This window comes from Flavobacterium sp. ABG (assembly GCF_001027725.1).
GTDB classification, from domain to species: domain Bacteria; phylum Bacteroidota; class Bacteroidia; order Flavobacteriales; family Flavobacteriaceae; genus Flavobacterium; species Flavobacterium cupriresistens.
Genome location: NZ_LEKS01000008.1, coordinates 103,940 through 130,174, shown reverse-complemented (window position 1 = coordinate 130,174; position 26,235 = coordinate 103,940). Strand labels below are relative to the sequence as shown.

General features: G+C 35.3%; 17 protein-coding genes. 5 read left to right on the top strand and 12 right to left on the bottom strand.

The genetic code is table 11. The features are described 5' to 3' along the window. Positions 1-9: 9 nt before the first annotated feature. From AB674_RS10880 to AB674_RS10870, 3 genes are all read right to left on the bottom strand, one after another. Entirely contained in the window at positions 10-1,875 is a 1,866-nt protein-coding gene (locus tag AB674_RS10880; protein ID WP_047776505.1) for an alpha,alpha-trehalase, read from the bottom strand. Further along, positions 1,865-3,085 (bottom strand): MFS transporter, encoded by a 1,221-nt coding sequence (locus tag AB674_RS10875; protein ID WP_047776503.1) that lies wholly within the window; start codon positions 3,083-3,085, stop codon positions 1,865-1,867. Before AB674_RS10875 ends, AB674_RS10880 begins: the two co-directional genes overlap by 11 nt. Positions 3,086-3,499: 414 nt before the next feature. After that, a complete protein-coding gene (locus AB674_RS10870; protein ID WP_047776501.1) occupies positions 3,500-6,139 on the bottom strand; it encodes a TonB-dependent receptor in 2,640 nt (879 codons plus the stop codon). Between the two features lie 734 nt (positions 6,140-6,873). Between AB674_RS10870 and AB674_RS10865 the strand changes: the two genes are divergently transcribed. Beyond that, positions 6,874-7,905, top strand: coding sequence for a LacI family DNA-binding transcriptional regulator (locus tag AB674_RS10865; protein ID WP_047776499.1), 1,032 nt, complete (start codon positions 6,874-6,876; stop codon positions 7,903-7,905). Between the two features lie 273 nt (positions 7,906-8,178). Here the strand turns inward: AB674_RS10865 and AB674_RS10860 are convergent, their stop codons facing one another. The 6 genes from AB674_RS10860 to AB674_RS10835 all read right to left on the bottom strand — a co-directional run bounded on the left by AB674_RS10860 (position 8,179) and on the right by AB674_RS10835 (position 17,482). Beyond that, entirely contained in the window at positions 8,179-9,165 is a 987-nt protein-coding gene (locus tag AB674_RS10860; RefSeq protein ID WP_410471210.1) for an FAD:protein FMN transferase, read from the bottom strand. A 255-nt stretch (positions 9,166-9,420) separates the two neighbouring features. Further along, positions 9,421-11,622, bottom strand: coding sequence for a PepSY domain-containing protein (locus AB674_RS10855; RefSeq protein ID WP_047776496.1), 2,202 nt, complete (start codon positions 11,620-11,622; stop codon positions 9,421-9,423). A gap of 5 nt (positions 11,623-11,627) precedes the next feature. Next, positions 11,628-12,107 (bottom strand): DUF2271 domain-containing protein, encoded by a 480-nt coding sequence (locus AB674_RS10850; protein WP_047776494.1) that lies wholly within the window; start codon positions 12,105-12,107, stop codon positions 11,628-11,630. A 13-nt stretch (positions 12,108-12,120) separates the two neighbouring features. Continuing rightward, the gene (locus tag AB674_RS10845; RefSeq protein ID WP_047776492.1) at positions 12,121-13,602 is read right to left on the bottom strand and encodes an ankyrin repeat domain-containing protein; all 1,482 of its coding nucleotides are present in this window, start codon (positions 13,600-13,602) and stop codon (positions 12,121-12,123) included. A gap of 135 nt (positions 13,603-13,737) precedes the next feature. Then, complete coding sequence (locus AB674_RS10840) at positions 13,738-15,069, bottom strand: hypothetical protein (protein ID WP_047776490.1); 1,332 nt, start codon at positions 15,067-15,069, stop codon at positions 13,738-13,740. A gap of 25 nt (positions 15,070-15,094) precedes the next feature. Next, complete coding sequence (locus tag AB674_RS10835; protein ID WP_047776489.1) at positions 15,095-17,482, bottom strand: TonB-dependent receptor; 2,388 nt, start codon at positions 17,480-17,482, stop codon at positions 15,095-15,097. 618 nt (positions 17,483-18,100) lie between these two features. Between AB674_RS10835 and AB674_RS10830 the strand changes: the two genes are divergently transcribed. Further along, the gene (locus tag AB674_RS10830) at positions 18,101-20,191 is read left to right on the top strand and encodes a M43 family zinc metalloprotease (protein WP_047776488.1); all 2,091 of its coding nucleotides are present in this window, start codon (positions 18,101-18,103) and stop codon (positions 20,189-20,191) included. A 463-nt stretch (positions 20,192-20,654) separates the two neighbouring features. Here AB674_RS10830 and AB674_RS10825 read toward each other — a convergent pair whose 3' ends face one another. Together AB674_RS10825 and AB674_RS10820 are read right to left on the bottom strand one after the other, a co-directional pair. Continuing rightward, positions 20,655-22,115: a glycosyltransferase family 2 protein gene (locus AB674_RS10825; RefSeq protein ID WP_047776487.1), complete on the bottom strand. Its 1,461-nt coding sequence runs from the start codon at positions 22,113-22,115 to the stop codon at positions 20,655-20,657. A 479-nt stretch (positions 22,116-22,594) separates the two neighbouring features. Beyond that, complete coding sequence (locus AB674_RS10820) at positions 22,595-23,029, bottom strand: PepSY-like domain-containing protein (RefSeq protein ID WP_047776486.1); 435 nt, start codon at positions 23,027-23,029, stop codon at positions 22,595-22,597. A 361-nt stretch (positions 23,030-23,390) separates the two neighbouring features. Here AB674_RS10820 and AB674_RS10810 point away from each other — a divergent pair, with 361 nt between their 5' ends. The 3 genes from AB674_RS10810 to AB674_RS10800 all read left to right on the top strand — a co-directional run bounded on the left by AB674_RS10810 (position 23,391) and on the right by AB674_RS10800 (position 25,607). Continuing rightward, the gene (locus AB674_RS10810) at positions 23,391-23,843 is read left to right on the top strand and encodes a carboxymuconolactone decarboxylase family protein (protein ID WP_047776484.1); all 453 of its coding nucleotides are present in this window, start codon (positions 23,391-23,393) and stop codon (positions 23,841-23,843) included. Between the two features lie 113 nt (positions 23,844-23,956). Further along, positions 23,957-24,295, top strand: coding sequence for a YciI family protein (locus AB674_RS10805; protein ID WP_047776481.1), 339 nt, complete (start codon positions 23,957-23,959; stop codon positions 24,293-24,295). Positions 24,296-24,359: 64 nt separating this feature from the next. Continuing rightward, positions 24,360-25,607, top strand: coding sequence for an RNA polymerase sigma factor (locus AB674_RS10800; RefSeq protein ID WP_047776479.1), 1,248 nt, complete (start codon positions 24,360-24,362; stop codon positions 25,605-25,607). A gap of 48 nt (positions 25,608-25,655) precedes the next feature. Here the strand turns inward: AB674_RS10800 and AB674_RS10795 are convergent, their stop codons facing one another. Continuing rightward, complete coding sequence (locus tag AB674_RS10795; RefSeq protein ID WP_047776477.1) at positions 25,656-26,000, bottom strand: hypothetical protein; 345 nt, start codon at positions 25,998-26,000, stop codon at positions 25,656-25,658. Between the last annotated feature and the right edge of the window lie 235 nt (positions 26,001-26,235).

Here is a 26,235-nt window from a genome sequence, read left to right as displayed (position 1 = left end):
GTTTATATTTTAAAATAACAAATCAGGATCCACTAAATCGGATAATTTCTCTTTTAAATGTGGTTTTAAAAGTGTCAGTCCAAATTGGTAAGAGGCATTCATCCAGCCAAATCCTTCTTCGGTGATGTAATTAAATTCTGTTCCCACATTTCCGTACTCCGCAAAAATTTTATGGGAACTTATAGACAAATCAAATTTTTCGGGAATTGTTCCATTGTAATCAACCGCATTTCGCGTGATCAGCCACAACCAGCGATAGACCATCTCTTGTGTTTCTTCCTGAAAATTGTAATTCAATAACCCTTTCCATAATAATATTTGATGCGGAGCCCAACCAAAAGGATAATCCCATTGCCTTGTAGGATCATTTTCAGTTACCGCAGCAATAGATGATTTTGTACTTCCGGCAATTCCGCCCTTCATTTTAAATTTAGACAATGTCTTTTGAACCAACGTGGCGGCTTGTTCCTGCGTACAGATTTTGGCCCACAAGGGATAAAAAGTTGTTGCAGCTTCAAAATAATGTTGCTCTTTTAACTCGAAATTATAGTCAAGATAAAGACCATTAGCTTCATTCCAACACAATTCGTTGATCTTTTCTTTTCTTTGTGCTGCTTTTTTTCTCCAATAATCACTGGAATAACGGGTGTTTTCGTTGTACTGGAAATCATCTTTAAAAACAGCTTCAATCAAAAAGGCAATATCAGTTTCATATTTATAGAGAAGACTGTTTATAGCTACCGTATTTAAATCGGCGCAAATCCCAACCAATCGATTTGTGGTGTCGTGACCGCTTTCACGCATGCTTCTGTCATGGGTGAAATAATGGTCCAGATCGGCGTCTAAAATTTCTCTTTCCAGGTATTTTTTCTCAAATGCTCTGGTCGAAAGATTGTATTTTGGAGCGTACTTTTCTAATATATCATCAAAATGCCCTTCCTCGACCTCAAACGGAAGTCCAATTCCTTCTGCTTTGTAACGGTTTAATCCATTTGGAGTAAGCCTTTTCCCCTGTTCCATCCAAACCGTTTGATATTCTTTTATGGCTGTTTTTAAGTGCCTTTCAACCCATGAAATCTCGGGATTAGACTTTTGGATAATGTCAACAATCAATGAGGTATATAAAGGCGGCTGAGTTCGGGTTAAATAATAACTGCGATTGGCGTTTAAGATTTTCCCATAATGATCAATCTGGTATTTGAAGTTTTCGGCCATGCCAAGTGCCAAATCAATTTTGTCATCAATCAGAAGCCCCATGGCAATAAAATAACTGTCCCAACCGTACATTTCATTAAACCTTCCACCGGGAACTACAAAAGGGACTCCATCGGTTGTGCCGTTCTTAGTTTGCAGCGCTAAGGCTAAAATACCGGGTTTTTTATTCAATGATAAAACATATTCGGGTGAAATAAACTCAGGCAACTGAACCACTTTTAAAGTAGGATTTGCTGCTTCTAAATTTTTGAAATAAGTAAAAGCTGTTGTGTCTCCGGCCGGTACATATAAATACGAAATCGCATTTTCTATTTTATCATCCTCCAAAATCTTTTTTACTCCTGCAGCATCGATCGTTCTGGTAAGCCCGTTCCAATATAAATCCTTAATTTTTCGGGAGATTCTTTTTACCGGATCTTCTGTAATGTCGGCTAAGTTGATTTCGGCAAATTCAACATTCGTCTTTTTGGACAATGCCAATTCCTGCAACAAATTCGAAAGCTGATACGTTCCTTTAATGGCAATCGAATTTCCTTTATCATCTTGTAATGAAAAGCTTTTTGGTCCCTTATCATCAATGGTTATCTTCTTGTCGCCATCAGTGTCTTCCTGAGCCAATAATTGACTAAGCGTCTGATTGATATGTAATTTAAATTTCATTTTTCGAAGTAATTTTTTTGAGAATAAAAAAGGAGATCAATAGTAAAAACATTGGTATCAACGTGAAATAAAAGGCTTTCTCCGGACCTTCATTTTTAAATAACCAACCTGTTATACGCGAACCTAATGTACCTCCAAGGGCAGAAAAAATAACAATTAATCCTGTCATTGAACTTTGCAGATTTTTGGGTAATGAACTGAGTACAATTGAATTCAGTAAAGGATAAATAGGCGCTATAAACAACCCGATAAGCGGAAAAGCAAATCCAATAAGCGGAATATCTGAAAGTGAATTAATATTTTTTACTTCAAGTCCAACCACATTTGGCAGCACAAAATAGACAATCAACATGGCTGCTACCACGCAAAAACTTAGTACCCAAATCCAATTAATCTTTTTGGTAACGATTCCGGCAACAAGTCTCCCGATCGCCAATGATATCGCCAGAATACTGGCCATCATTATGCTGATGTTTTCGGGTAAATGAAGTACTTTGGTATTAAAGGTTGGCAGCCAGGAAAGTATTCCCTGCTCGATCATTACAAATAGAAAAACGCTGATTACAAAAATGACTGTAAGTGTTTTTGCGATCAATTTAAACATTTGTAGAAAATCATCTGTAAAATTTGCTCCCGCAGTTACCTTAGTTTCTTCAAATTTGGTAAAAAACAGAAACAAAAAAGAAAGCAATGATAATCCGGCCAGAAACCAATAGACATTTAACCAGGAATCCGGATTACTTTCGTCATTAAAAGCCGGGAACAAAAAATAAGCCAACGCAATTCCGATCATAAAAACACCTTCAATACTGCTCATTAAGGCATTATGTTCCTTCTGACTTTCGGTAACGGTACCAATTAACGAATACACCGATACTTTTATCAATGCAAAAGAGACACCTACCGTTGCAAATAATATTTTGGCGTTATCAAACGAATTTCCAAAATACATTGAAATACAAGCTAAAGTTACCAATGCCAAACCCGTCAGCATTGCTTTTTTGTAACCGATCCGAGGCAAAAATGAGGCTATAAAAAAAGAGACAATAGCAATAGGCATATCCTTAAAGGCTTCCAGAATACTGGCCTGTACTTCGTCTACTCCGTAATTTTTTTGTGATTTGAGAATTACAATCCCTACGCTATTCAATAAAATAGCAAAGACAAAGTAGTTCAGATAAAGTGATATTTTAATTCCCAGGTTTTTCATTCGTGGATTTCTTTTTATTTTAAACCAGTACATTAATTTGAATATGCTTGTTTTTGGTTTCTATAGTTCTATATTTTCGTATAATAAAACACTTGTAATTAAGCGGTTCTTGTTCTTTTATGATCATGCATATTTTGCCATGACTCGAGCGATAGCGAACAGGCGAAGCAATTTCACCAATTGCCATGAAAATTTTTTTCTTGCCACTGATTACACAGATTAAAAGGATTTTTTTCTTTGTATAAATTACTCTGTGTTAATCTGTGGCAAAAAACTATTTTTATTTTACCGCAACAGAGTTTTATAATCTAACGAAAGATATCTCAATAAGGTTCTTTCTCTAAAGTTACAAAAATACCAAATGCCGTTTTTCACAACAGCATTTGGTCACCATCCATCTAAACTAACAACTAATTAAAAATTAACGGCTACTGAGAATCTAAAAGCGCGTCCCAAAATTGGTCTTGCCATAAACACATCGCTTGCTGCTGATGTAGTTTGTCTCGGATCGCCTTCTGTTAAACCTATTTCATTGAATAAATTCGATGCATCAACCGCAAAACGAAGGTTGTTGTACGTATAATTTAAACCTGCCCCAACTTCTTTATAGGCTGGTAAAACCTGCTTATTATCCTGATTGGTGAATTTTTTATCGTAATAAGAGAGTTGTACATAAGCTGTAAAATCTTTTGTGATATCTACTTCCGGTCTTAGATTACAGAAGAATTTAGGGATTCTTCGGGCTGTATTTCCATTAAAATCAAAGGTAGAACCGTCCGCATTTGTACCGGTAAACTTATCGTATTCCGGTTTTTGAACGGTGAATGTAAAATTCAGTTTTACCATCTCGTATCTGGCATTGGTTTCTACTTCAAGTCCAATGTTGTTCACGTCAGCAAACTTGTTTTCAGAACTTCCGTCAGATAAAATATCGGTAAAAGCGACATTTTTCAAATTCATATGGAATACATTGGCATTCACCGTGAAAAACGAACCGGAATATTTGTAACCAAGTTCTAATTGATTCACTTTTGTGTTTTCCAGCTTGCTTAAATCAGCAGCGTTGTCATAAAACGATTCTTCAATTGGAGATCTGAAACCGTGGCTATAACGAATATAAGAAGCCATATTATCATTGAATTTATAATTTCCGGCAGCAGTATAAGACCATTCGCTCACATCATATCTCCAATAGGTATACGGATTTCCTTTTACGGTTGTCACGGCATCATCGGCGGTATTGTTGTCTAAAACTCCTAAGTTTTCGGCAAAGAATCGGGCATTGTCTCTATAACCTGAATATTTGTCTTTATTGTAGCGCAAACCGGCATTAAAAGTAAGATTATCAGTGGCTTTAATTTCTGCGTCGGCATATATGTCATTTAAAACACCTTTGGTTTGCGCATCTCTTTCTAGCCAAGTGATTCTTTCTACTCCATTCCAGGTGTGGTCTACTCCGGTTGTATTGTCTTTTACATTTAAAAGTCTTGGATTGTCTGAAACATTTACCAGATACGAATTCCAGTTCCAGTATTGATTCGATTTCCAATTTGAATAATAGTATCCTGCGGTCAATTTCACAGGGTCTAAATCAAATGAGAAAGAGAAATTATTCGCAAAATTGTTCATTTTTTTCTGAATGGACCAATGATCTGCTCTCATAATTAGTGCATTTGGATCAACAGCAGCCCCATTATCTACATAAGTATAAGCTAAATTACCGGCAGTGGTTTTTTGAATATCGGTCGCATAAAAATCTTGCGTCCACGGACCTCCGTTAGGAAAAATTGCATTGTAATTCAAATCGATTGCTGTTTGTTTGAATGCATTTTTGAATGTTACTTTATCCGATATTTTCTTTTTAAACTCCGCTCCGATTGAGTTGATAACTGGATGAGAACCATCTTCTAAATCGGCAGTAAAAGTGCCACCACCGTATTGCGGAACATTCAAATGACTGAAATTTGCAGAAGTCAGCGTTCCATAATTTGGATTGAAACCGTCTATGCCTTCAATTTTTCCGTTATTACTTTTTAAGGGTATTGGCAGATAAAACGTATTTCTGTCATTAAGATGTTTGAAATTAACTCTTAAATAATCTCCATCATCAAATTTATAGGTTAAATTTCCTTTGATCTGACCTCCTTTATTAGCAGTGAAACCTGTATTTCTTACTCCATTATCAGCTCTATAAAAACCGCCGACATTAAAAAATAATTTATCCTGAATTAAAGCACCTGATAAATTAAGGTCCGTTCTGAACATCCCATAATCCGAGGTCGAAAATTTAGCTCTTCCCTGAAACTCATTTTGCCCTGTTTTTGAGATAAAATTGATAATTCCACCCGGAGCATTGTTCGCAAATATCGAGGCTGATCCTCCACGTACTGCTTCCATTTTGCTTACGGTTTCGTCTAACCTGTAAAAAGTATCGGCATTGGCAAACTGCAACGCTCCGTCTTCAAAAACCGGTAATCCGTCTTCCTGAATTTGTACATATTCATAAGCTCCTGCTGATGGAATCCCTCTTGCAAAAAGGTTGTTTCCAATTTCTCCTCCCGAGGCTTCTACTACGAATCCCGGAATGGTTTGAAGTAAAGCTGCAGTACTTATTGGGGCTCGGTCTTCAATAGCCTTTGCTCCCATCGTTGTAATTGCCACACTCGATTCTAATTTAGATCGTGGACTGGATGATCCCGTAACCACTACTTCTTTCAGGCTCTGTGATTCCGTTTCTAAAAACAGGTCTTCCTTTACTGACTCTCCTTCTTTTACAGTAATTTTTTTCTCGAAGCTTTTATACCCCACATTTGTTGCTGAAATGGTATAAGTGCCGGCAGCCACATTCGAAAATAAATAACTTCCGTTTACATCTGTGATCACATTTTGATCGCTTCCTTTTAAGGATACATTTGCTCCCGGAATAGTTTGTCCGGTTTCGTCGAATACTTTTCCGGAAACAGTATTCTTCTCCTGTGCCAACAAATGGTTGGGAACAGAAATTAGGCACAACATTAAAAATAGTCTGCCTAGATACGTATTAATTGGTTTCATTTGGTATTGGTTTGGTTAGTAAATCTTATGATTGTTACTGTAAACTTATACAACTAATTATACCCTGACTATGAAAATAAAATCGAAAACGTTTTCGAAAACACCTAAAACGTTTTCGATTTTATTTTATTTAAGTATAAAGTTAGTTTTTTTTAACCGCTAAGTTCACAAGGGGCTACGCTAGAGCCTGTTATTCTATGTTTTTATGTCTTGCCGAAAATTTTTCACGCAGATTTTGCAGATTGAGCGGATTTATTTGGGTGCTTTGAATTTATTTGGATTGTTCTCTTGTAAAACCTAAAAATCAAACGATTATAATTATTTAGCAGAATCGGGGAAAAATCAGCTCAATCTGCAAAATCTGCGTGCACAAAAAACTTAGTTTAACTTTTGTGTTGTTTTTTCTAACTGTTAAGCTCTAAAGCGTTTATAGGCAAGAGGCGTTAAATTGTCTCCTTATGTTTTGCCGAAAATTTTTCACGCAGATTTTGCAGATTGAGCGGATTTATTTGGGGTGTATTGGTTTTATTTGGATTGTTCTCTTGTTAAAACGAACAAATCAAACGATCGCAATTATTCTGGAGAGTGGAGAAAATCGGCCTAATCTGCAAAATCTGCGTGCATAAAAAACTTAGTACCATTATATCTCACTGTCTTTACTGACTTACACTATTATAAAGAATTAAAAAATCTCTCCAGATCTTGCGGTTAAGATTTTTTAGTATATTTAGTTCATGAATGATACAAAATTAATTGATATTGCTTCGGCATTAGGAATTTCTGTCACCACCGTTTCGAAAGCCCTAAAAGGTTATACAGACATTAGCCAAAGTACTCGCGCAAAAGTGATTGAGATGGCTGATAAGATGAACTATATGCCTAACTCTGTTGCTGTAAACCTCAGGACTAATGAAACCAAAACTATCGGAGTCATCGTTCCTGCAACCGTGCATCACTTTTTTTCGAGCGTTCTAAACGGAATTTTAGAAGAAGCAGAGGAAAGAGGCTACATGGTTATTATTCTGCAGTCAAGTGAAAAATATGAGTTGGAGAAAAAGCAAGTCGCCTTATTGCTTCAAAAAAGAGTAGATGGTATTCTGATGTCTCTTTCAAACGAAACGGATGATTTTTCGCATATCAATGAAGCAATTCGAAAAAAGACTCCTGTGGTTTTATTTGATAAAATTGCTAAAAGGGTTGATTGTTCAAAGGTTGTAATTAATGACATGAAGGCCGCATATGATGCTGTAACTTATTTGATAGAAAAAGGATATAAAAAGATCGCTCATTTTCGCGGTTCTTATGTTCCTCAGAATTCCATCGATCGCTTTCTAGGATACAAAAAGGCACTGGAAGACCACAATATAGTATACGATCCTTCTTTGGTATATGTTTGCGATCACAATACAGATTTTGAAGACGGTTATGAAAATGCCAAAAAGTTAATAGAAGATCACGATGATGTAGATGCCGTTTTTGCCATCACAGATTTGGTTGCTATTGGAATTATTAAATATTTCAACGACAACAAAATAAAAACCCCGGAGCAAGTCGCTGTTTTTGGATTCAGCAATTGGTTCATGAGTACGGTAATTTCGCCTAAACTAACTACTATCGACCAACCCGGCTATGATATCGGATATCGTGCCGCCGCAATACTAATTGATGAAATCACACAACTCAAAGAACATCTTCCGGTAGTGCATCAGACAGTTGTATTGCCTACTTACATTATTGAAAGGGAGTCTACGCAGAGAACTTTGTAATCTACGTTAAATAAAAAAATCAAACACTTACACTAAGTTAGCGAAATATAAAAAAGGCTGGATCAACTTACTTAACTAAAAAAAAATGAGGTCATTAATACCCCATTTTTTTCTTTTATTGTCATTTCGAAGAATGAGAAATCACACTAGTAACTCGACAAAGATTAGCGACTTTCTATGTGACTTCTCTTGTGTGATTTCTCATTCTTCGAAATGACAAAATTTACTTATTATATTGATAAACCTGCATTGTTCTCTCGGTTCAAAAGCCTTTTAACGCTTAAACTTCTTTGATTTGAAAATCTTCCCTTTGTCTGTAATCATCATACAACTATACTCCGGGTACTGATTGATTAATTGAAGACCTGCTTCTTTTCCTAGAACAATTAAGGAAGTACTAAATCCATTTGCCATTTCTGCGCTGGGACCAAAAACGGTAACACTCACCAATCCTGTAGCGGGATAACCGGTCATGGGATTTATAATGTGTGAATAACGTTTACCGTTTAATTCTACAAACTTTTCATAGTCGCCGGATGTGGTAACGGCTTCTCTTTTTAACGGAACTATTTTAACAAACTTCTCGGTATCAAAAGGGTTTGTAATCCCAATCGTCCATTCTTTTCCGTTGGGTTGTTTTCCCCAGGTTGTCAAATCACCGGATGCATTTACAATTCCGGCTTTTATGCCTTTGGCTTCCATAACTTCACGGGCTTTGTCGGCTGCGTAGCCTTTTCCGATTGATCCAAAACCGATTTTCATTCCAGGCAATTGGAGGAAAATAGTCGATTGAATACTGTCCAAAACTATGTTTTTATACCCTACCTTTTCTACTGACTTTTTAATTTGTTCAGGAGTTGGGATTTCGGTCATTGAACCGTCAAATTTCCAAACTTTTTCCATTGCGGCAAAACTAATGTCAAAAGCACCGTTTGTCATTTTTGAAATTGCGATGGCGCGTTTGGTAAGATCAAACACTTCCTTGTCCACTTTTACGGCACGAATACCGGCATTTTGATTGACTTCGGAAACTTGAGAATCTGATTTCCAATCTGAAATAAGATTTTCTATGCGTGTAATTTCTGCAATGGTTTCGTTTATTCGGATTTCGGCGGTCAAAGAATCCTGTGCTACGATGGTAATATCAAAACGACTTCCCATTAATAAGGTGGTTCTTTTTCTCATCACTCCTTGTCCTGTACAGCAGAAACTGTACAGGAATAAGAAAGTTAGAATTGTATTTTTAAATTTCATAATCATATTTTATAACCTTATAACCTGAGTTGAATTATTAAGTTACTGATTTTTTTTTAACACATAGAAACATAGATTTGGAAATTATAATTCGAGAAATTTTAAGAAAATCACACTTTTTTCACATAGTGTCATGCGATTTATTTAAAGTAAAACGTCTTTCTAAGCTTTGTTAATTATGTCTCTATGTGTTACAATTAATTGCACCCAACGGATATTAAATACTAACAAACAATAATTTAAATATTAAACGAGTTCCGGTTAATAACAATCTGCCAGCACTTGCTTATTTGTTTTGTAGTAGGCAAGGTTATTTCCGTTTTTCTCTATGCAAATGGCATCCAGCACTTTTTCAACATCTTGTTGCATTACCAGTGAACCGCAAATCATAACAACTCCATCTTGTTGCAATAAAGTAGCAAAGAACTCGGCCTCTTTTTGTATTAGATCCATTACATAACATTGATTCTGTTCGCGTGAAAATGCAATATGAAAATCTTTTAACTGTTGCTTCTGAATCTGGTTTTCTGCAAACTGTTTGTGTTTGGTAACGGTTTCAGTTTCATTCCTAAAACCTGTATACAAATGACAGGCTACCTTGCTCTTATTTTGTTCTATCATTCCCAGAAATGGGGCAATTCCGGTTCCGTTTGAAATCATAGCCACAGCAGTAGCTTTCTTTGGAAAATGGAAGGCTTCGTTTTTCATCACGCGAGCTTTGATAACCGAACCCGGCTGAAGATTGTACAAATATCCTGATCCTAATCCGTGTGGATGTAATTTTACCACCAAACTTATATTGCCATTACTTTTTCCAATCGAATACAAACGATCTCTGCCATCTCCAGCAGGATAAACAGCGAGCAAATCTCCTGAAGTAAATTTTGTTCTCATTCCGGCACGCAAGGTCAACATAAAGGTATGATCGGTTTCTGAAATTGTCGTTTTTTCAAACACAATCATTTTCTCTAAACCTTTTGGCTTTTGAGCATACGTTGCTGGTGTTGTAGCTAAAGTAATTTCAGATTTTGTATTCCATTTTTTAACCCAGTCCGCAAATTGTACGGGGGATTTATCATCGATCGTATGCAAATCCAAAAAGCGGTTGCTCCAGGTTTGAGCGGTCAAAATTTCATCCGTTTTTCTAGCAAAACCGCAGAAATCAGGATATGATTTTGAACCAAATCCGATTACAGAAACATTAACTTTTTGTTCTTGTGGGTATTGTTCTACCAAGGACAAAAATTTGGTCCCATTTGAAGGTGCATCGCCTAATCCGTGTGTAGAAGTAAAAATAATAATATGTTCTGCTTTTGAAAATTGAGCATATTCATTTAAACCTCCCAAATAAGAAGAGAAACCATTCGTCATTAATTGCATATGAACGGCATTGGCAAAACGTAATGTACTTCCGTTTTCTGAGCCTGCCAATAAAATAAATTGACTGTCTTTTGCTTTGTGTTTGTTTTTAATTCGGGTTTCTCTACGACGTAAAGTCATTGCAAATCCGGAATACATAAAAAACAGGATGTTTAGTGCTGCTATTGCCAAAACGATTGCCCAAATGGCACTTGCTCTTCCAGTATGGAGATCAAGGCTCAGGTTTTCGAGCAAAACTGTAGTTGGATAGTGTACTACACTACTAATTTGCCCTGTAAACTGGTTTACCTGTATTTCACGGTCTGTTAATTTCAGTACATAAACTTCTTCGGGATCTTCTGTATCAAAAGGAAATTCTATTTTTTGAACTTCAGCAAGTTTAGTCTTTTTGAAAATTTCAAAATCGGCAATGCTCTGCTGTTTAAGGGCCTTATTTTCAACTTGTACTTCTTTCTGATCGTTTTTGTTTTCAGGGAAAAGTTTAAATCTTTGCATCGAAAGATACGTCCCCGAAAGTGCCATGATCAAAATAGGAATTAACATTAGTCTTCCTAAGATAACGTGGTAATATTGTACAAAACTGTCTTTAATAATTTTAGAGAAAAAACGTCGTAATCCTTTTTGTCTCTGTATCACTAATATGGAACCCGAAATAGCAATCAGAAAAAGTAAAAAAGAATTAACGCCCACAAAAAGTCTTCCGGCTTCATGTAAAAAAAGAGAACGGTGAAGTGAAGTAACCCATTGTATAAAATCGCTTTTCTTTTGGTTTTTCCCTACCACTTTGCCGGTAACAGGATTAATGTATGCATCAACATCGTTTCCGTCTTCATCAAGACCTTTTAATGTTGCAAATTGATTGTGATCTACGCTGATTTCACTAACTTCCAGATAATTTTTAGTCAACGCAGGGAGAACCTCCGCTACTGACAAATTCTCAAAATTAGCTACACGATAAGGCGGTATTTTCTCCCCTATTGCGTCGACAGCAAGTACCACTCCGGTAAGCGATGCCAAAACAAGAAAGAGTGAAGAAAATACCGCCAAAGTTAAATGAGCATATCTCCAAACGGATAATGTCATATGCCTTATATATTGCTAAGTTTTACATATCTAATGTAGCCTTTACCTTCCACTTTTTCAGTAATACCAGCTGTTGTTAAAGGTATTTCTGCGTCAGTCACGTGATATTTTTGATCTTCAACTGCTGATTCAAAACGTATTTTATACCCTTTGTCTATTTTAGCGGTTTCGATTTCAAACATCGTCACACTGCGGTCTCCTCCGGTAACAGAAGCACCTGTTTTTGCGCTTACATCTGCCTTTTTAGAACTGAATTTATGCCATTCTTTTAAACTTGTATACCATTTTTTATCATCACCCATTACATACAGGGTTTTTTCATATTCTCCTTTAGCATTAATAAGCGATACAGCTACATAAGCTCCTTCACCTACATAATTTGACATTTGCAAAAGACATTTGTATTTGGTGGTTTGTGCCGAAGCCTGAAAAGAAAATAGGGATACAAGTACTGCCATCAGGCAGATTTTAGATACTGATTTCATTTATATTTATTTACTATTTTAAAAAGTCAATTGCTATATTATTCTTTGTTAACAATTCATTCTCTTGTGCCAGATTATAAGCTGTTTCGTCAAATTCAGTCTTAATCTCTTTTTTAGCCCCGATCGACAACAAATACTTCAAAACACTATCATCTTTTGCAATCATAGCTGCTTTGTGTAATGCTGTTAAACCTTCTTTATTTTTAGCATTGACATCAATGTTTAATCCGTCCAGTTTTTTCAACAAAGCGATATTGTTTTTAGCGGCAGCAGTATAATACAGGGTGCTTCCGTCTTTTTGTTGCGCTGCAAAGTTAATTCCTTTACTCTTTAATAAATTCAATTTCTCATCAAAATCGTCTTTTTGTGCTCCACCTCTTGAACCTTTGTAAGATTCAATCAGATAGAATGCCAAATTGTTTCCTGCAGTGTCCTTAACATTAATGTCGGCTCCTTTGCTTAAAAGCAACGAGATCACTTCTGAAGAACTTCCTTTTACGGCCGCAGTTAACGCAGACTCTCCTTTAGTATTTACTGCATTGATATTTTTTACTTTTGGCAACAATGTTTGTATTAGCTCAACATCTTTTCCTGCTGCTGCAATGATTAAAGCGGTATTTCCTTCTTTATCGGCTTTGTTTACGTCTACTCCTTTGTCTATAAAATATTTTACAATCTCAGCTTGTTTTTCTTTGTAAGCTAAAATATGAAGTACCGTTTGTCCATTTGAAGCAGTTGCAGTTGGTTTTAATTTTAAATCATCTACCAAGTATTTAAACACCTCGATAGAATTTGAGCTTCTTCGCATTCCCTGAGCTGCTGTTATTAAAGCATTATCTGTATATTTTACCCCTTTGGAAGCTAATTTTTTCAATAAATCAATATTCCCTGATCTTGCTGCATAGTCAAAAGCAGTATTTCCATGACCATCAACTTCTTTAAGAGACAGTCCTTTTGATACTAAATAATCTGTAATGGTTAAATCTTTATCTCCGGGAATCGCAAGTAATAAAAGGGTTGCTCCCTCACTGTATTTTTTCTTAGGATCAATTCCTGCCTTAAAAAAAGCATCATATGTCGTTGGATTATTTACCCCTGCCGAAGCAGCAAATGCAATTGGTGTTGTGCCATGGCTGTCTTCCAGATTAATATCAGAACCTTTGGCAATAAGATGTTGTACCAGTTCTGTGTTTCCTTTGTAAGCCGCCCAATGCAAATAAATACGATTATCGTGTGTCATTTTATTAGTTGCATTACCTGGGAGCTCTAACAAATATTTTATATCCTCAAGAGGTGCACTATTATTAATAGCCAAAACAACCGGATCGAAGGCATTTGCATTTAATTCTGCAGGATTATTTCCTTTTTCTATTTCAGCTTTTAAAGTCGCTAAATTTGGAGCAGCTTTCCAGAAATTTGCATCTAAAAGTTTATTTTCCTGAGCGTTAACCTGCAATGTCGCTGCGATTATGGCAGTAAAAAGTATTTTTTTCATAATTTAAATAATAACAAATGGTAGTGTATGAAACGAAACAATCCGCCCCGTGAATTCGAGGCGGAAAGTTAGTTCTTATTTAGAATATTTCAAAATAAGAATTAATGATTCTGTTCTAATTTTTCAACAAAAATCCTAGAACACTCCAATATAGCGATTTCCAGTTTTATTAATTAATTTAGCACCTTTTGTAACGGCTCCGGTTTTACCATCCAAAATATAGATATTACCATCTTTACCAACAGGAGTAACTGCAATAAAAAGTTCATTTTTATCTACCACAAAACCTTGATACTGCTCAAAACTTAAATCTGCATCATATGGAATACCCTCTACTAATTTAGCTGTTTTTGCAGTAAGATCAATTCTGGCTACAAAACTTTGCTTGCTAGCTCCAACTCTGTATACTGCATACGCAATACCATTACCAACATATCTCCAAGCTTCCACATAAGAACCTTTTACTCCTAAAGCAGTATCTAAACTAAAGTCATAAGTGTTATCGTATTGATTGTTTTGATTGATTTTTAAGATATAAGAACCTTTAATTAAATCTCTCTGAGTTGCCTGATAAATGTTTCCGTCAGTTGCAAGAAAACTGTTAAAACTTCTAAAACCACTTGTATCTCCAAAAGCTACTGTAGAAGTAATAATCTGAGGATTTTTTAATGAAGGATAATCTACTACGACAGATTTAGAGCCAATACGAGTAAATTCTTTATCTTGCTGTCCTGTAGCTGGGTTAGTCTTAGCCATCCAGGTACCAATAATCAATTTATCTCCTGCTTTATTAAGAGTTGGAGCGTCTAAACGAAAAATATAGTGCCCTAAAGCTTCTTCTGCATCTGACAATGGAATTTGGTATTGTTGAGCAGCAGAAATTGCTATCCCTTTTAAATCTAAAGACAATACGGTAGCTCCACCTCTAGTGTGTTTGTAGCTTTTATCTTCATTTGTAACTACAACCGGAGTTGTTATGTTTACTGCTACACCTGTTTTATCTCCGTCAAAAAGTTTGTTCCATCTAGGTGATGTCCCTGCATATTGTGAAATATTTACAGTAGTTCCTGATTGAATAAAGTTTTTTCCACCACCTACAGTATAAGTCATAAATTCACCTCCATTTGCTCCTGTATAGGTAATATTAAAAAGTGTACTACCATCTACAGAAGATTGTAAACGTGCCGTTCTGCTTGATTGTACCGGAGCTCCGTCGTCAAAAACATTAACAGAGAAAGCAGGATCTTTTGCATTTTCTTTACTAATCGAAAACACTTTGGTTCCACCATTTCCATCCCCTGGCTGATCTTGCATTAAAGCTCCTGCAAGAGTGATCCAACGACTATCTGCTGCTGGCGGAGCAACAATAACCTCTTCTTTTTTATCGTCACTACTGCAGCTAGTTGCCAATCCAAATGTGGTTAGAACCAAACCACATGCAAGTAATTTAAAGGTACTCTTTTTCATATTTATTGTATTAAAAATTTAATTATTAAAATTTACTGATCGTATAGTTCAACTTCACATAAAAGGCTCTTCCGGGTTTTTGAGCACCAAAATTATCATATATCTGTTCGTTAAAAATATTTCTGGCATCCAAGCTCACTACAAATTTTTTATTTGGAAACGTATAACTGGCTCCCAAATCCTGCGGAAACTGTGCCGGAGCAAAATCCAGTTCTTTCTGCCATGACGTATAAAAAGGAGCTACATAACCAAAATTGTAATACAGATTAAACTCTGATTCACTCTGTATAATATTTTTAAAATTGTATTGAACACTTCCATTCACTGTAAAAAAGGGCTCGTTTGGCAACTGCCGGTTATACCATGGAACGAGATTACCATTACTATCATACTTCGTTTTATATAAAGAATTGAATTTTGACATGTTCAAAGACACAAACAATCTGTTATCGTAAACATACTCGGCTGAGGCTTCAAAACCAACTGACTGCGCTCTTCCCACATTCACATAAGGCGATGCCTCGATTGCTTCATTTACTCTGTCACTTATTCTTTGAGCAATTTTATCTTCGGAATTCCTCCAAAAATAAGATCCACCCCAAGAGATTTTATGCGCGTTGTATTTATAAGGACCAAATCTTAATCCTACATTCAGGTTATTACTTAACTCTGGTCCTAAAGCAAGGTTAGGTAAAATATTTTGTCCGGGTCTACCAAATATTTCGTCATCAGACGGTAATCGGTATGCTCTTTCTGCAGAGGCCGAAACCATCACTTTTGGTGTCACATAATAAGATCCTGCAAATCCATAACCATAAACCGAGGTGGTGTTTTTGGTTATCTTTTCCGTTATAACATTTTGTACCAAGCTCCAGTTTCTGTATACGTACTTTTGCTCATAAAACTTACCGAAAAGATTTGTTTTCAAACGATTCTCAAAAGCACTCATTTCATAACCCAACGAGGTAATGCTTTTTTGATAATCACTCTTAGGTTCATAAGTTCTTTGCAATTCGGGTTTCATTATATCTAAATCACTTCGATCTGAATCATAAAACATGCTACCAATTGTTATTTTGTGATTTTCATTCAAGCTGTAATTTAATGCCGCTCTTGTATTTAGTATGTTATTTTTAATTGTAATTAGTGTTGCCGCGCCTTGTTGAGCACCTAAAGGTGTCAAAAGTGGCACTCCATGTATACCAATTGACTTCTTACCATCCCAATTATAAACCCATTTAACGGTATCATTTACGATCTCATTTCTCTGGCTATAAACCGCGTTCAGAGTAAATTCAAGCCCTTTTACCAAAAAGTCCTTTTTGGCATAATTCAAACTAAGCACATGAGCCTCAGATTCCGTAAAACGACCTTTATAGGGTTTGGTCATATATTGACCGTGTTGGATTTGATTGTAATCTGCTGAACCATTGTATCCGATCAAAAAAGCATCAGCCCATTTAACTTTTGTAAAACCAGCCTCTATCCTTCCGCCATAAGAGCGGTACATACTCTCAAAACGTTTAACTCTCGTTGGAATACGTTGCCCACCAGGATTTATATTGTAAACAAATCTTCCCCATACTTCATAATCGTTGTCGGAGTAATTTGAAAATCCCGATGCTTTTACCGTAAAACCGGACTTAGCACGATAACTTGCATTTAGATTGGCTTGAAAAGTATTGAATGAACCGTATGAAACAGAAGCGTTTAAAGTATTTTTAGCTCCGTTTTTAAGAATAACATTGATGGCTCCACCTAATGCATCATCAGCCAGGTGTGCGGGAATAACGCCTTTGTACACTTCGATACGCTCTATTAGCGCCGGTGGGATACTATTTAAACTGAAGGATGGGCCATAAGTAGAAATCGAAATTCCGTCAATAAATACGCGTACTGCATTTCCTGACATTCCATTTAGGTTGTAATCCACTCTGGAACCCAGTCCCCCGTTTTGTCGAATTCTAACCCCTACGGATCGGTCTAATAAATCGTTTGTTTGAAGATTTCTTTTGGCTGCTTCTTCCGTTTCAATTACGTTTACAGAAAAGCCCTTGTTGATAATCTCTTTTTTAACCGATGTTTTTTGAATAACAACTTCTTTTAAACCTTGTGCCCCTTTCTTTTCTATTGTTATGGCAACCGTCAAAGAAGGACGGTCTAAAACAATATCAACTGTTTTTGTTTGAGCTTCTGCAGAAGAAACCTCTAAAGTATAGACTCCATAAGGAAGTCCCTTAATTTCAAATCGGCCGTCATTGTCTACCACCACGTATTTTTGAGTCCCCATGACCATTACTGTTGCTCCAAAGGCATGTTCCTTGTCATTAAAAGTAACTTTTCCACCAACATTTCCGTTTTGAGACCAGGCCGAAAAATTAACCAGCAAGAACATGAGCAATAGTAAACGCATTTTTTTTGAATTTCTTAAAATAGGAAGGCAAAACTAGCAATCTATTTTTACTTAATCTAAATAAGCAGATTAGAAAATCATTAGAATTACATTAGAGATTCTAATGTTAAAGGTAAAAGAGTCGTTACATTCATTCCATTTTCCCTTCAAAACAAATACTCAGAAAGGGAGCGCGTAGTACTATTTATCTCATGCTTAATAATTATGCGCATCGAGAATTTCGAAATCTTCAAGACAACTTATGTTCGTATATCCAATAATCTTAGAATTATCACTCAGACAAAAACAAGAATATTCATACTTTTAGCAACATGAATATAAACATTATTTACAAATATAAACTCATATAAATCATATATGAATCAATACAAACTCTTTCAAACTGCCCATCTTATATTTGTGCCAATACAAAGAAAGAGGTTTCATGAATTTTTAGTTTTTTATTAGTTTTAAGCATAACTTCTGTTATGCTTTTTTTTGACAACTATCTTAGTATTATAAGAATTATTACTAATTTATGATGCTTCCTATCAAAATAATTTACATTTTTGCTGACTTTAATGAATACTTGACTTATTTTTCCAAATAATTCTCTATTCGACTAACCCCACTTTTATTATGAAAAAAAACTACTTTATTCTCTTTTTACTGTTCTCTTTAAAAATTCTGGCGCAGGATATTGATAACAAATGCGGCTTTAAGATTGAATTAAATAAAATTGATCCTGCTGTTCTTAAAATGCAGGAAATGCAATTACAGCAAAAGATAAAAGAACGCGACGAGTTTTCAAAAACCTCAAAAAACAACGCGACTGTTCTTTATCAAATTCCAATTGTGATACATATTATACATACAGGTGAAGCTTTAGGAACAGGATTAAATTTATCTGAAGAGGTGGTCCTAAACTATGTAAAAAGATTAAATCTGTACTATCGCTATTTAAATGGTGATGTAAATTTTGATAAGCGTTATGGTTTAGATTCTAAAATCGAATTTGTTTTGGCAGTACGTGATCCAAATGGAAATTGTACTAACGGTATTGAAAGATATGATTATTCAAACAACGCTACTTACGTTAGCGGCGGAATAAATGATAAGACCGGAGTGCCTGATTCTCAAATTAGAGCGGCCATGCAGTGGGATCCAAAAAAATATTATAATGTCTATTTGGCAAAAGTTCCAGGACTTAACGGTTATGCTTATTATCCCGGAACAAGCACAGACGGGGCTTTTATTAACGCAACGCTTGCCTATGATCTCAATAACAAAACAATTGCACACGAAATAGGACATGGATTAGGCCTACGTCATACTTTTGAGGGAAGTTCCGATACTACATGTCCGTCATTAGACCCTGCTTCAGGAGATCTTTGTGAAGATACCCCGCCACATCTCGAAACAAATCAGGATTGTGATAAAAACAAAGACGAAGACATTAATGCATGTGCTCTAAATTATGTTGATTCGAGAACTGGATTATCGTTAAAAAGTAATAAATACTTTATGAATAATATAATGTCGTATTCTCCGAACTCTTGTAAATTCATGTTTACACAAGACCAAATCGACAGAATGATCGCTACATTAGAAACAACCCGAAAAGGTTTATTGGCTCAAAACGGAAATTTATCTTTAGTACCGGTACAACAAGCAGAAGTTGATTTTGTTGCAGATAAAACTATAATCTGCCCTTCTAATAATAGCGTTACACTAAGAGATGCCTCAACGTGTATTCCTAACAGCCTTTTACCAAATAGCCAATATCCTGGTATTAGTTTTCTTTGGACTGTTACCAATGGCACTACAACATTAAACTCTACTGTGCAGAATCCAAGTTTTGCTTTGACACAAGGCGGAACTTATGATGTAACATTAGCCATTACCACTTCAGCAGGAACTGTTACAAAAACAAAATCAAAGCTTATTACTATAGGCGAGACCGGAACTACTCCGTCTTGTAAATTTGGAACGTACCAAAGCGGGAACTTTGGAGCTGCATTAAGTAAAGTAGAATTTAACACCATACAAAACACAACTTCTGTAAGTTTAAATGAACAATACTCTGATTTTAAATGTTCAAAAATTACCGAAGTTCAAACCTCTAAAAGTTACCAATTACAAACCTCTATCTCTACTATAACAAGTCGTAATAGTTATGTTAAAGCTTGGATTGACTATAATAATGACGGGGTTTTTAATAAAAGTGAAGTCATCTTTGCCGGTAAACAAATGAGAGACCAAACCCAAACACTACGTACTGTTTTATCACACAATATTGTAATTCCTAATCAAGTTGTAAGTAATAAAATTTTAACGATGCGTATCGTTTACAGATCTGCTTCTGCTGATTTAGACCCTTACTCTGATACAGCTATATCAGACTCTGGCTGTTATCCAAGTTCATCAAATGTTTTTGATGTTGAAGACTATGGTATAATAATCAAAAGTGGAACATTGGGTGTTGAAAATTTCGAAAGTGAGCTACCGTCTTATGTTATCTATAAAAACAACGGTTCTTTCAGGGTTGAAGCTAATAAGATACTATTACAGGAAATCTATGTCTATGATATTACCGGTAAAGTTTTATTTCATTTCGATAAAATCAATTCAGCCCACTATGATTTACCAGTATTAAACAATCACCAGATGTATATTATTAAACTAAAAGATACAAATGGTACTGTTTATTCTAAAAAGGTCATTAATTAATTCAAGTTGCCAGTTCTCTTATCACTAAAATAAAACAAGTTATAAGATTGTCTAAAAAAGTCTCACGCAGATTTCAGCAGAATGAAACAAAAAAATCTGCAGAATCAGCAGAATCTGCGTGAAAAAATGTCTTAGTTTGATAATATTGTGCTTTAGCTGGAGGAATATAGTTAAGATTAAAAATTAAACGATATTGGCCAAATATGCCGTGCTTTTTTCGGCTAAAGCCAATTGTACGCTCTCAATCATTTACCTCCAGCTAAAGCTGGAGGCTATTTAAATTAAAAAAAAACAATTAGCCAGCAACTTGAATTAATTAGAATTTAGCTTTTTAGAGGTTCGCCATATAAATAAGTTATAAAACAAGAAAGCTCCTGTTCAGTCGAACAGGAGCTTTTCAAACAAATTAATCTCAATCAATTCAAAATTACAATTTTCACTTTTTATTCTTCAATTTTCACTTTTAATTTTTATCCGACAGTCCACGGGTTAACCATCCTCTTTTATTTGCTGTAACAATTGCATAAGGCGTTATCCAGAACAAACTAAAGGTGTAGAATATACTATAGGAATAAGCCCATAGTGAATCAGCAAAATTGTATCTTTTGGCGTAAAATAAAACCGGAAAAGTAGACACTATCAAGATACTCAACAAAGTCGAGCTTAAAAATAACAACGGATGTGTCAGTATAAAAAACAGCATAAAAATCAGAAACGGATATGCTAAAATGATTTGCAAAGATTGGTTCACAAATAAAAGTCTTGTACCAAACTTAGATCCTTTTCTAAAATCTTTAAAAACATATTGTGCCATCATAAGATTCTCACGCACATTACTCCTGCTCCATCTGATAAACATTTTATATAAACCGGTATATTCTTCCGGTACATTTGTTAAAACCAAAGCATTTCGCTGAAACAACACATGAAGTCCTTGTTTTAGAATCATATTGGTCATCGCACGATCTTCTCCAATATCAGAAGGTTGTCCCATAAAAGTTTGATTGATCCATTCCGGAAGACATTCCAAAACAGCATCTCTGCGGTATGCCGCTGCTGCACCCGGAGTACAAAGCACCGATCCCAGACTACTTTCAGCAGAACGCATAAATTCAAAACTCATTACAAAACTTACGTTTAACATTTTAGGAAGCAATGCTTTTTTATTGTTCAAAACAAGAACATTCCCGGCGACTGCACCACATTTTTCGTCAACTATAAAAGGACTCACTAAATTTCTCAAAGTATCCTTTTTTACAATCGAATCACTATCTACCGTTACAAAAATTTCTCCTGTACCAAGTTCAAATCCACGGTGAAGGGCATGTCGTTTTCCGGCATTTTCAGGTTGTTGAAAAATGGTCAAACGATCTCCTAACTTTATTTTTGCTTGTTGCATCCAGTACCAGGTATCATCTTTACTCCCATCATCAATAGCAAGTATTTGTAGTTTTTGCTCCGGAAAATCGCTTTCGGCTAAACTCAATAAAGTATCCCAAACCAATTTTCCTTCATTATACGCAGGAACGATAACGGTACAGGTTGGCAATAAATCATCCGAAACGGACTCGATTGGTTTGTAGCGCAGGTAAAGAAATAAATTATAAGCAAAAACACCGCTTTGAAAGACAAATAAAGCAATCGCTAAAATTAAAAAAGAAAATCCCCAACTGGAATTTATTCGGTCAATTTGAAACTGATCAAAATCGGTTTGAAATTGATGCACCATAAAAGCGCCCGTTAACATCAGTATAAAAGTACTTGCAAGGACTATTAAACCTAATGGACTTGCCTTTTCTTCACTGTTATTGGTTGCTGTTTTACTCTTAAAACGAAAAATGGAACTGCTTACAGAATGTTCGTTATTGTTTGTATTGTCGCTTGTAGTATAAAATTGTTCTGAAATAATTGTTTCACTCTTCATATTGTACTTCTATTGATTTCTATCCTATGGCTTTTAAATAAATTTTCCCGAAAACAGGAATTCACAGTAACACATTTAGCAATGCATGTGCCATTATCCTATAAAATGGATTCTGAGGGATTTACGATAATTCAATACGATTTAGTGTGTATAAAGTTTATACACTTGTACAATGTTTATACAGGTTTTGTGTATCCGGAAGCTAAGATTACGAGTAAATACAATTGCTTTGAAGTGTTGCAACCGTCAATTCTATCAATTTTGAAAAGTACTTCAAAATGAATTTTAAAATGCTCCTTTATTAACGCAAAAAAAAGAGGAATAGTATTTACCTACTCCTCTTTTCATGTTTCATGTTTCACGTTTCATGTTTCATGTTTAATGTTTAATGTTTTACATTCCACATTTCACAACAAACAAGCCCCATCAAACGATCTGAAAAAATTGCAATTTCCCTGAACCGCACTCCACGGTTTAATTTACTCTTTTTTTCCTTTTAGAAGTTTGCCCTCTTTAGTAAATTCAAGATCAATTTTGTTCGTTAAATCTACATCGAGGTCTTTGTGACCGTAATCAATGTGGGTTATTTTTTCGTTCGGATAGTTTTTTGCGACATAGTCTTTAACAGCTGCCGGGATAAATGCAGTCGGAATTGGCTTCTTACCTCCGTCTACCTCTCGATAGGAACCGTCTTTCCAGAACTCAACTTCGGTTCCGTCTTTCAGTATGACTTCATATCCTTTTTCACCGTGTTCCGCGTCTTTTTTGACTACTTCAACAGTGGTGTAACTAAAATGTTTTTTTAGAAAATCTTGTGATGCTTCGGGAAGCTCGATAATTTTGATTCTCTTTTGCGCGTTAGCCGATATTGCAAAACCCAGCAATACTGTGGCAAAAATGATTTTTATTTTCATGATTCAACTGTTTTAAGGTTATTGCCTTACTAATTTACTACAAGCAAAAATGTTTCCAAATCAATTTAAGAAACCTTTATCACTTATAAAATATCTCTTTAAAAATGCTAATCTTATATTTTTTACTTTTCTAAATGTGTTTACAGCTCATTACTAACTCCATTTCCAACACGATTTCGTCTTCCGGAATACTTTCAAATAAAAATAAACAGCAAATAATTCTTTTTATTTCAGTTCGTAAGTCCCGTAAACATTCACTTTTACGCTCACGTTCATTTTTTTTTACATTTTTTTTATTTTTTTTGTCCAATTTTGAAAGTTCAATTGTTATTAGAGTATAAACATTTAAAAATCACACTACATGGAAACTAGAATTAACGTATTTGAAAAAGGTCAAAAAGCAATCGGAACTTTATTTGCAATTACCGGTTATTTGAAAAAATCAAGCCTCGATAAATCTCTTATGGAATTAATCGATTTTAGAATATCTCAAATTAACAATTGTGCTTATTGTTTAGACATGCACTCCAAAGAAGCATTGGCCAATGGCGAAACTACACAACGTTTATTTGGATTAAGCGCCTGGAAAGAAACTCCTTACTTTACAAAACGTGAAAGAATTGCTCTTGCCTACGCAGAAGCTGTAAATGCTTGTGATGTTCCCGATGAAATTTACAATATTGCACAAGAGGAATTTACGGAAGAAGAATTAATAGATCTTACACTTGCCATCACGACAATAAATACCTGGAATCGCATTAATATTGCTTTTGCTAATACCCCGGGAACTTACAGAGTGGGGCAATTTGGATAATTAAATTGGATTTTTTAATCCCGCAAAACACTATTTTTATCATTGGAATAAAAGCAGTGTGTAGCCCAAACAATTTTACAAAAGCAAATTGACAACTTATAAAACGTACAAAAATGAATGAATTTTTATTGATTTTCAGAAGAGATTTTATAACCAAAGAGACACAGCCTTCACCCGAAGAATTGCAACAACATTTACAACAATGGCAAAACTGGTTTGGCAGCCTTGCAGCACAAGACAAATTAGCAAGACCCTTACAACGTTGGGACGGACAAGGTAAATTGGTTTCTTCTAATAAAGGAATCACCGATGGTCCCTTTGTTGAAATCAAAGAATCAATTGGAGGGTTAATTATAATCAAAGCCAAAGATTATGAGGAAGCAGCCGAAATCGCACAGGGATGTCCGGTTTTAAATTTCGGTGGAAACGTTGAAATTCGTATGGGCGTTTAAACTCTCAAATGACAAATTTTAAAAATGCCTTTGTATCTTTACTTGGGCATTTTTACTTTACACTATGGAGAACAAAGAACTTATACCTCATTTATTCAGAACCGAATATCAAAAAATTGTTTCTGTTCTTTGTAACCTGTTTGGTATTCATCATATCGAAATTGCCGAAGATATCGTGAGTGATACCTTTTTGTCTGCTTCAGAGACCTGGGCTATAAAAGGAACACCTGAAAACCCGGCCGCCTGGCTCTATACCGTTGCCAAAAACAAAACCAAGAACTACTTGAAGAGAAATACTCTTTTTGAAACCAAAGTAGCCGCTGAAATAAAATACAACACCCCACTAAACAATCCCGAAGTCGACATTGATTTATCGGATCAGAATATTGCCGACAGTCAATTGGCAATGATTTTTACAGTTTGTAATCCTTGTAATTCCAACGAAGCACAGATTGCACTGGCACTAAATCTACTGTGTGGTTTTGGAATCAATGAAATTTCCGATGCTTTCCTTTCCAATAAAGAAGTCATTTACAAAAGAATCAACCGCGCCAAAGAAAAGCTTAAAGAAGAAGATATTAAAATTCAAAACCCAAGTATCTCGGAAATAAAGGAACGAATAAGTACCGTTTTGAAAACCATTTATCTGCTTTACTCGGAAGGCTACTACTCTACTTCACAAAATACGATGTTACGCGAAGATCTGTGTGCCGAAGCCATGCGTCTTACTTATCTATTAATTAGTAACAAAAACACTAATTTACCGGAAACGAATGCTTTAATGGCTCTAATGTGTTTCCATTCTTCCCGATTTGAGGCCAGAACAGCCGAAAACGGAGAAATTATCTTATACGTCGATCAGGATCAATCGCTTTGGAATCAGGAATTAATAGAGCGCGGAATGTATTTTCTGAGCCAATCTTCTACCGGGAATACTCTTTCAAAATACCATCTTGAAGCCGGAATTGCCTATTGGCATACGATTAAAGAAGATACAACCGAAAAATGGCAACATATTCTGGAATTATACAACAATCTGATTATTTTAGAATATTCTCCTATTGTCGCGCTAAACAGAACCTATGCTTTATCAAAAGTAAAAAGCAAAAAAGAAGCCATTGCAGAAGCCGAGAAACTCAATTTGACCGACAATCATTTTTATTATTCTTTGCTTGGAAATCTATATGCGGATTTTGACACAAAAAAAGCCTTGAAACAATTTGAAACAGCTTTGGAGTTAGCCAAAACGACAGCGGATCAAAACGTTATTAGTAAAAATATCGAGAAATTGAACTTAAAAAACAACCACTAATGACCCAATACTTATTCCCAAAATATTACATTGCAGCGCATGAATACCTTAGTCTTTTTCTTTAACGACGAAAAGATCGTTAAAAGGATAGGTAATAAAATAAACTTTACTTCCATATTCTGATTTTTTCTTAAACCTGAAAATGATGACATACGATTCTCCCTCAGAAACATCAGGGGGAACTTTAACTGAAAAATGAGTATAGGATTCATTTACTACACCGGAAGTAGTAAAAGCAGAATTTAATCTTCTATTGTTACTACAGGCAAACTCAACACCTTCCAATACCAAAGACTCCGGTTCAACATTCTTATTATCGGAAGACACCAATCTAATTATTGTCCCAATCGGGCCTTCTGATGGTGCAAACGAAATGATTTCAAATACTTCCATATATACTGTCCTTATTTTTTGTACTCCATAAAAACTACACGCGATTAAAATAACAACCAAACCCTCAGTAAAATAGATTTAAATCGATATTTGAGTGTTTTCATCTTATATTTGAAAAATACTTTTCGGTTTTGCGAATTGGCAAGATTTTTACTTCCACAAAACTTTTGGACTTGAACCCTATTCGAAAAAAAAAATAGAATTCTACTAAAACCAAATTACCTATTTGAGCGTA

Excerpts from the sequence above, each read along its gene's own strand:
- AB674_RS10795 (WP_047776477.1), bottom strand. The coding sequence starts at position 26,000 with ATGGAAGTATTTGAAATCATTTCGTTTGCACCATCAGAAGGCCCGATT.
- AB674_RS10825 (WP_047776487.1), bottom strand. The coding sequence starts at position 22,115 with ATGAAGAGTGAAACAATTATTTCAGAACAATTTTATACTACAAGCGAC.
- AB674_RS10835 (WP_047776489.1), bottom strand. The coding sequence starts at position 17,482 with ATGCGTTTACTATTGCTCATGTTCTTGCTGGTTAATTTTTCGGCCTGG.
- AB674_RS10820 (WP_047776486.1), bottom strand. The coding sequence starts at position 23,029 with ATGAAAATAAAAATCATTTTTGCCACAGTATTGCTGGGTTTTGCAATA.
- AB674_RS10800 (WP_047776479.1), top strand. The coding sequence starts at position 24,360 with ATGGAGAACAAAGAACTTATACCTCATTTATTCAGAACCGAATATCAA.
- AB674_RS10860 (WP_410471210.1), bottom strand. The coding sequence starts at position 9,165 with ATGATTATGAAATTTAAAAATACAATTCTAACTTTCTTATTCCTGTAC.
- AB674_RS10850 (WP_047776494.1), bottom strand. The coding sequence starts at position 12,107 with ATGAAATCAGTATCTAAAATCTGCCTGATGGCAGTACTTGTATCCCTA.
- AB674_RS10810 (WP_047776484.1), top strand. The coding sequence starts at position 23,391 with ATGGAAACTAGAATTAACGTATTTGAAAAAGGTCAAAAAGCAATCGGA.
- AB674_RS10865 (WP_047776499.1), top strand. The coding sequence starts at position 6,874 with ATGAATGATACAAAATTAATTGATATTGCTTCGGCATTAGGAATTTCT.
- AB674_RS10870 (WP_047776501.1), bottom strand. The coding sequence starts at position 6,139 with ATGAAACCAATTAATACGTATCTAGGCAGACTATTTTTAATGTTGTGC.
- AB674_RS10875 (WP_047776503.1), bottom strand. The coding sequence starts at position 3,085 with ATGAAAAACCTGGGAATTAAAATATCACTTTATCTGAACTACTTTGTC.
- AB674_RS10840 (WP_047776490.1), bottom strand. The coding sequence starts at position 15,069 with ATGAAAAAGAGTACCTTTAAATTACTTGCATGTGGTTTGGTTCTAACC.
- AB674_RS10845 (WP_047776492.1), bottom strand. The coding sequence starts at position 13,602 with ATGAAAAAAATACTTTTTACTGCCATAATCGCAGCGACATTGCAGGTT.
- AB674_RS10830 (WP_047776488.1), top strand. The coding sequence starts at position 18,101 with ATGAAAAAAAACTACTTTATTCTCTTTTTACTGTTCTCTTTAAAAATT.
- AB674_RS10855 (WP_047776496.1), bottom strand. The coding sequence starts at position 11,622 with ATGACATTATCCGTTTGGAGATATGCTCATTTAACTTTGGCGGTATTT.
- AB674_RS10805 (WP_047776481.1), top strand. The coding sequence starts at position 23,957 with ATGAATGAATTTTTATTGATTTTCAGAAGAGATTTTATAACCAAAGAG.
- AB674_RS10880 (WP_047776505.1), bottom strand. The coding sequence starts at position 1,875 with ATGAAATTTAAATTACATATCAATCAGACGCTTAGTCAATTATTGGCT.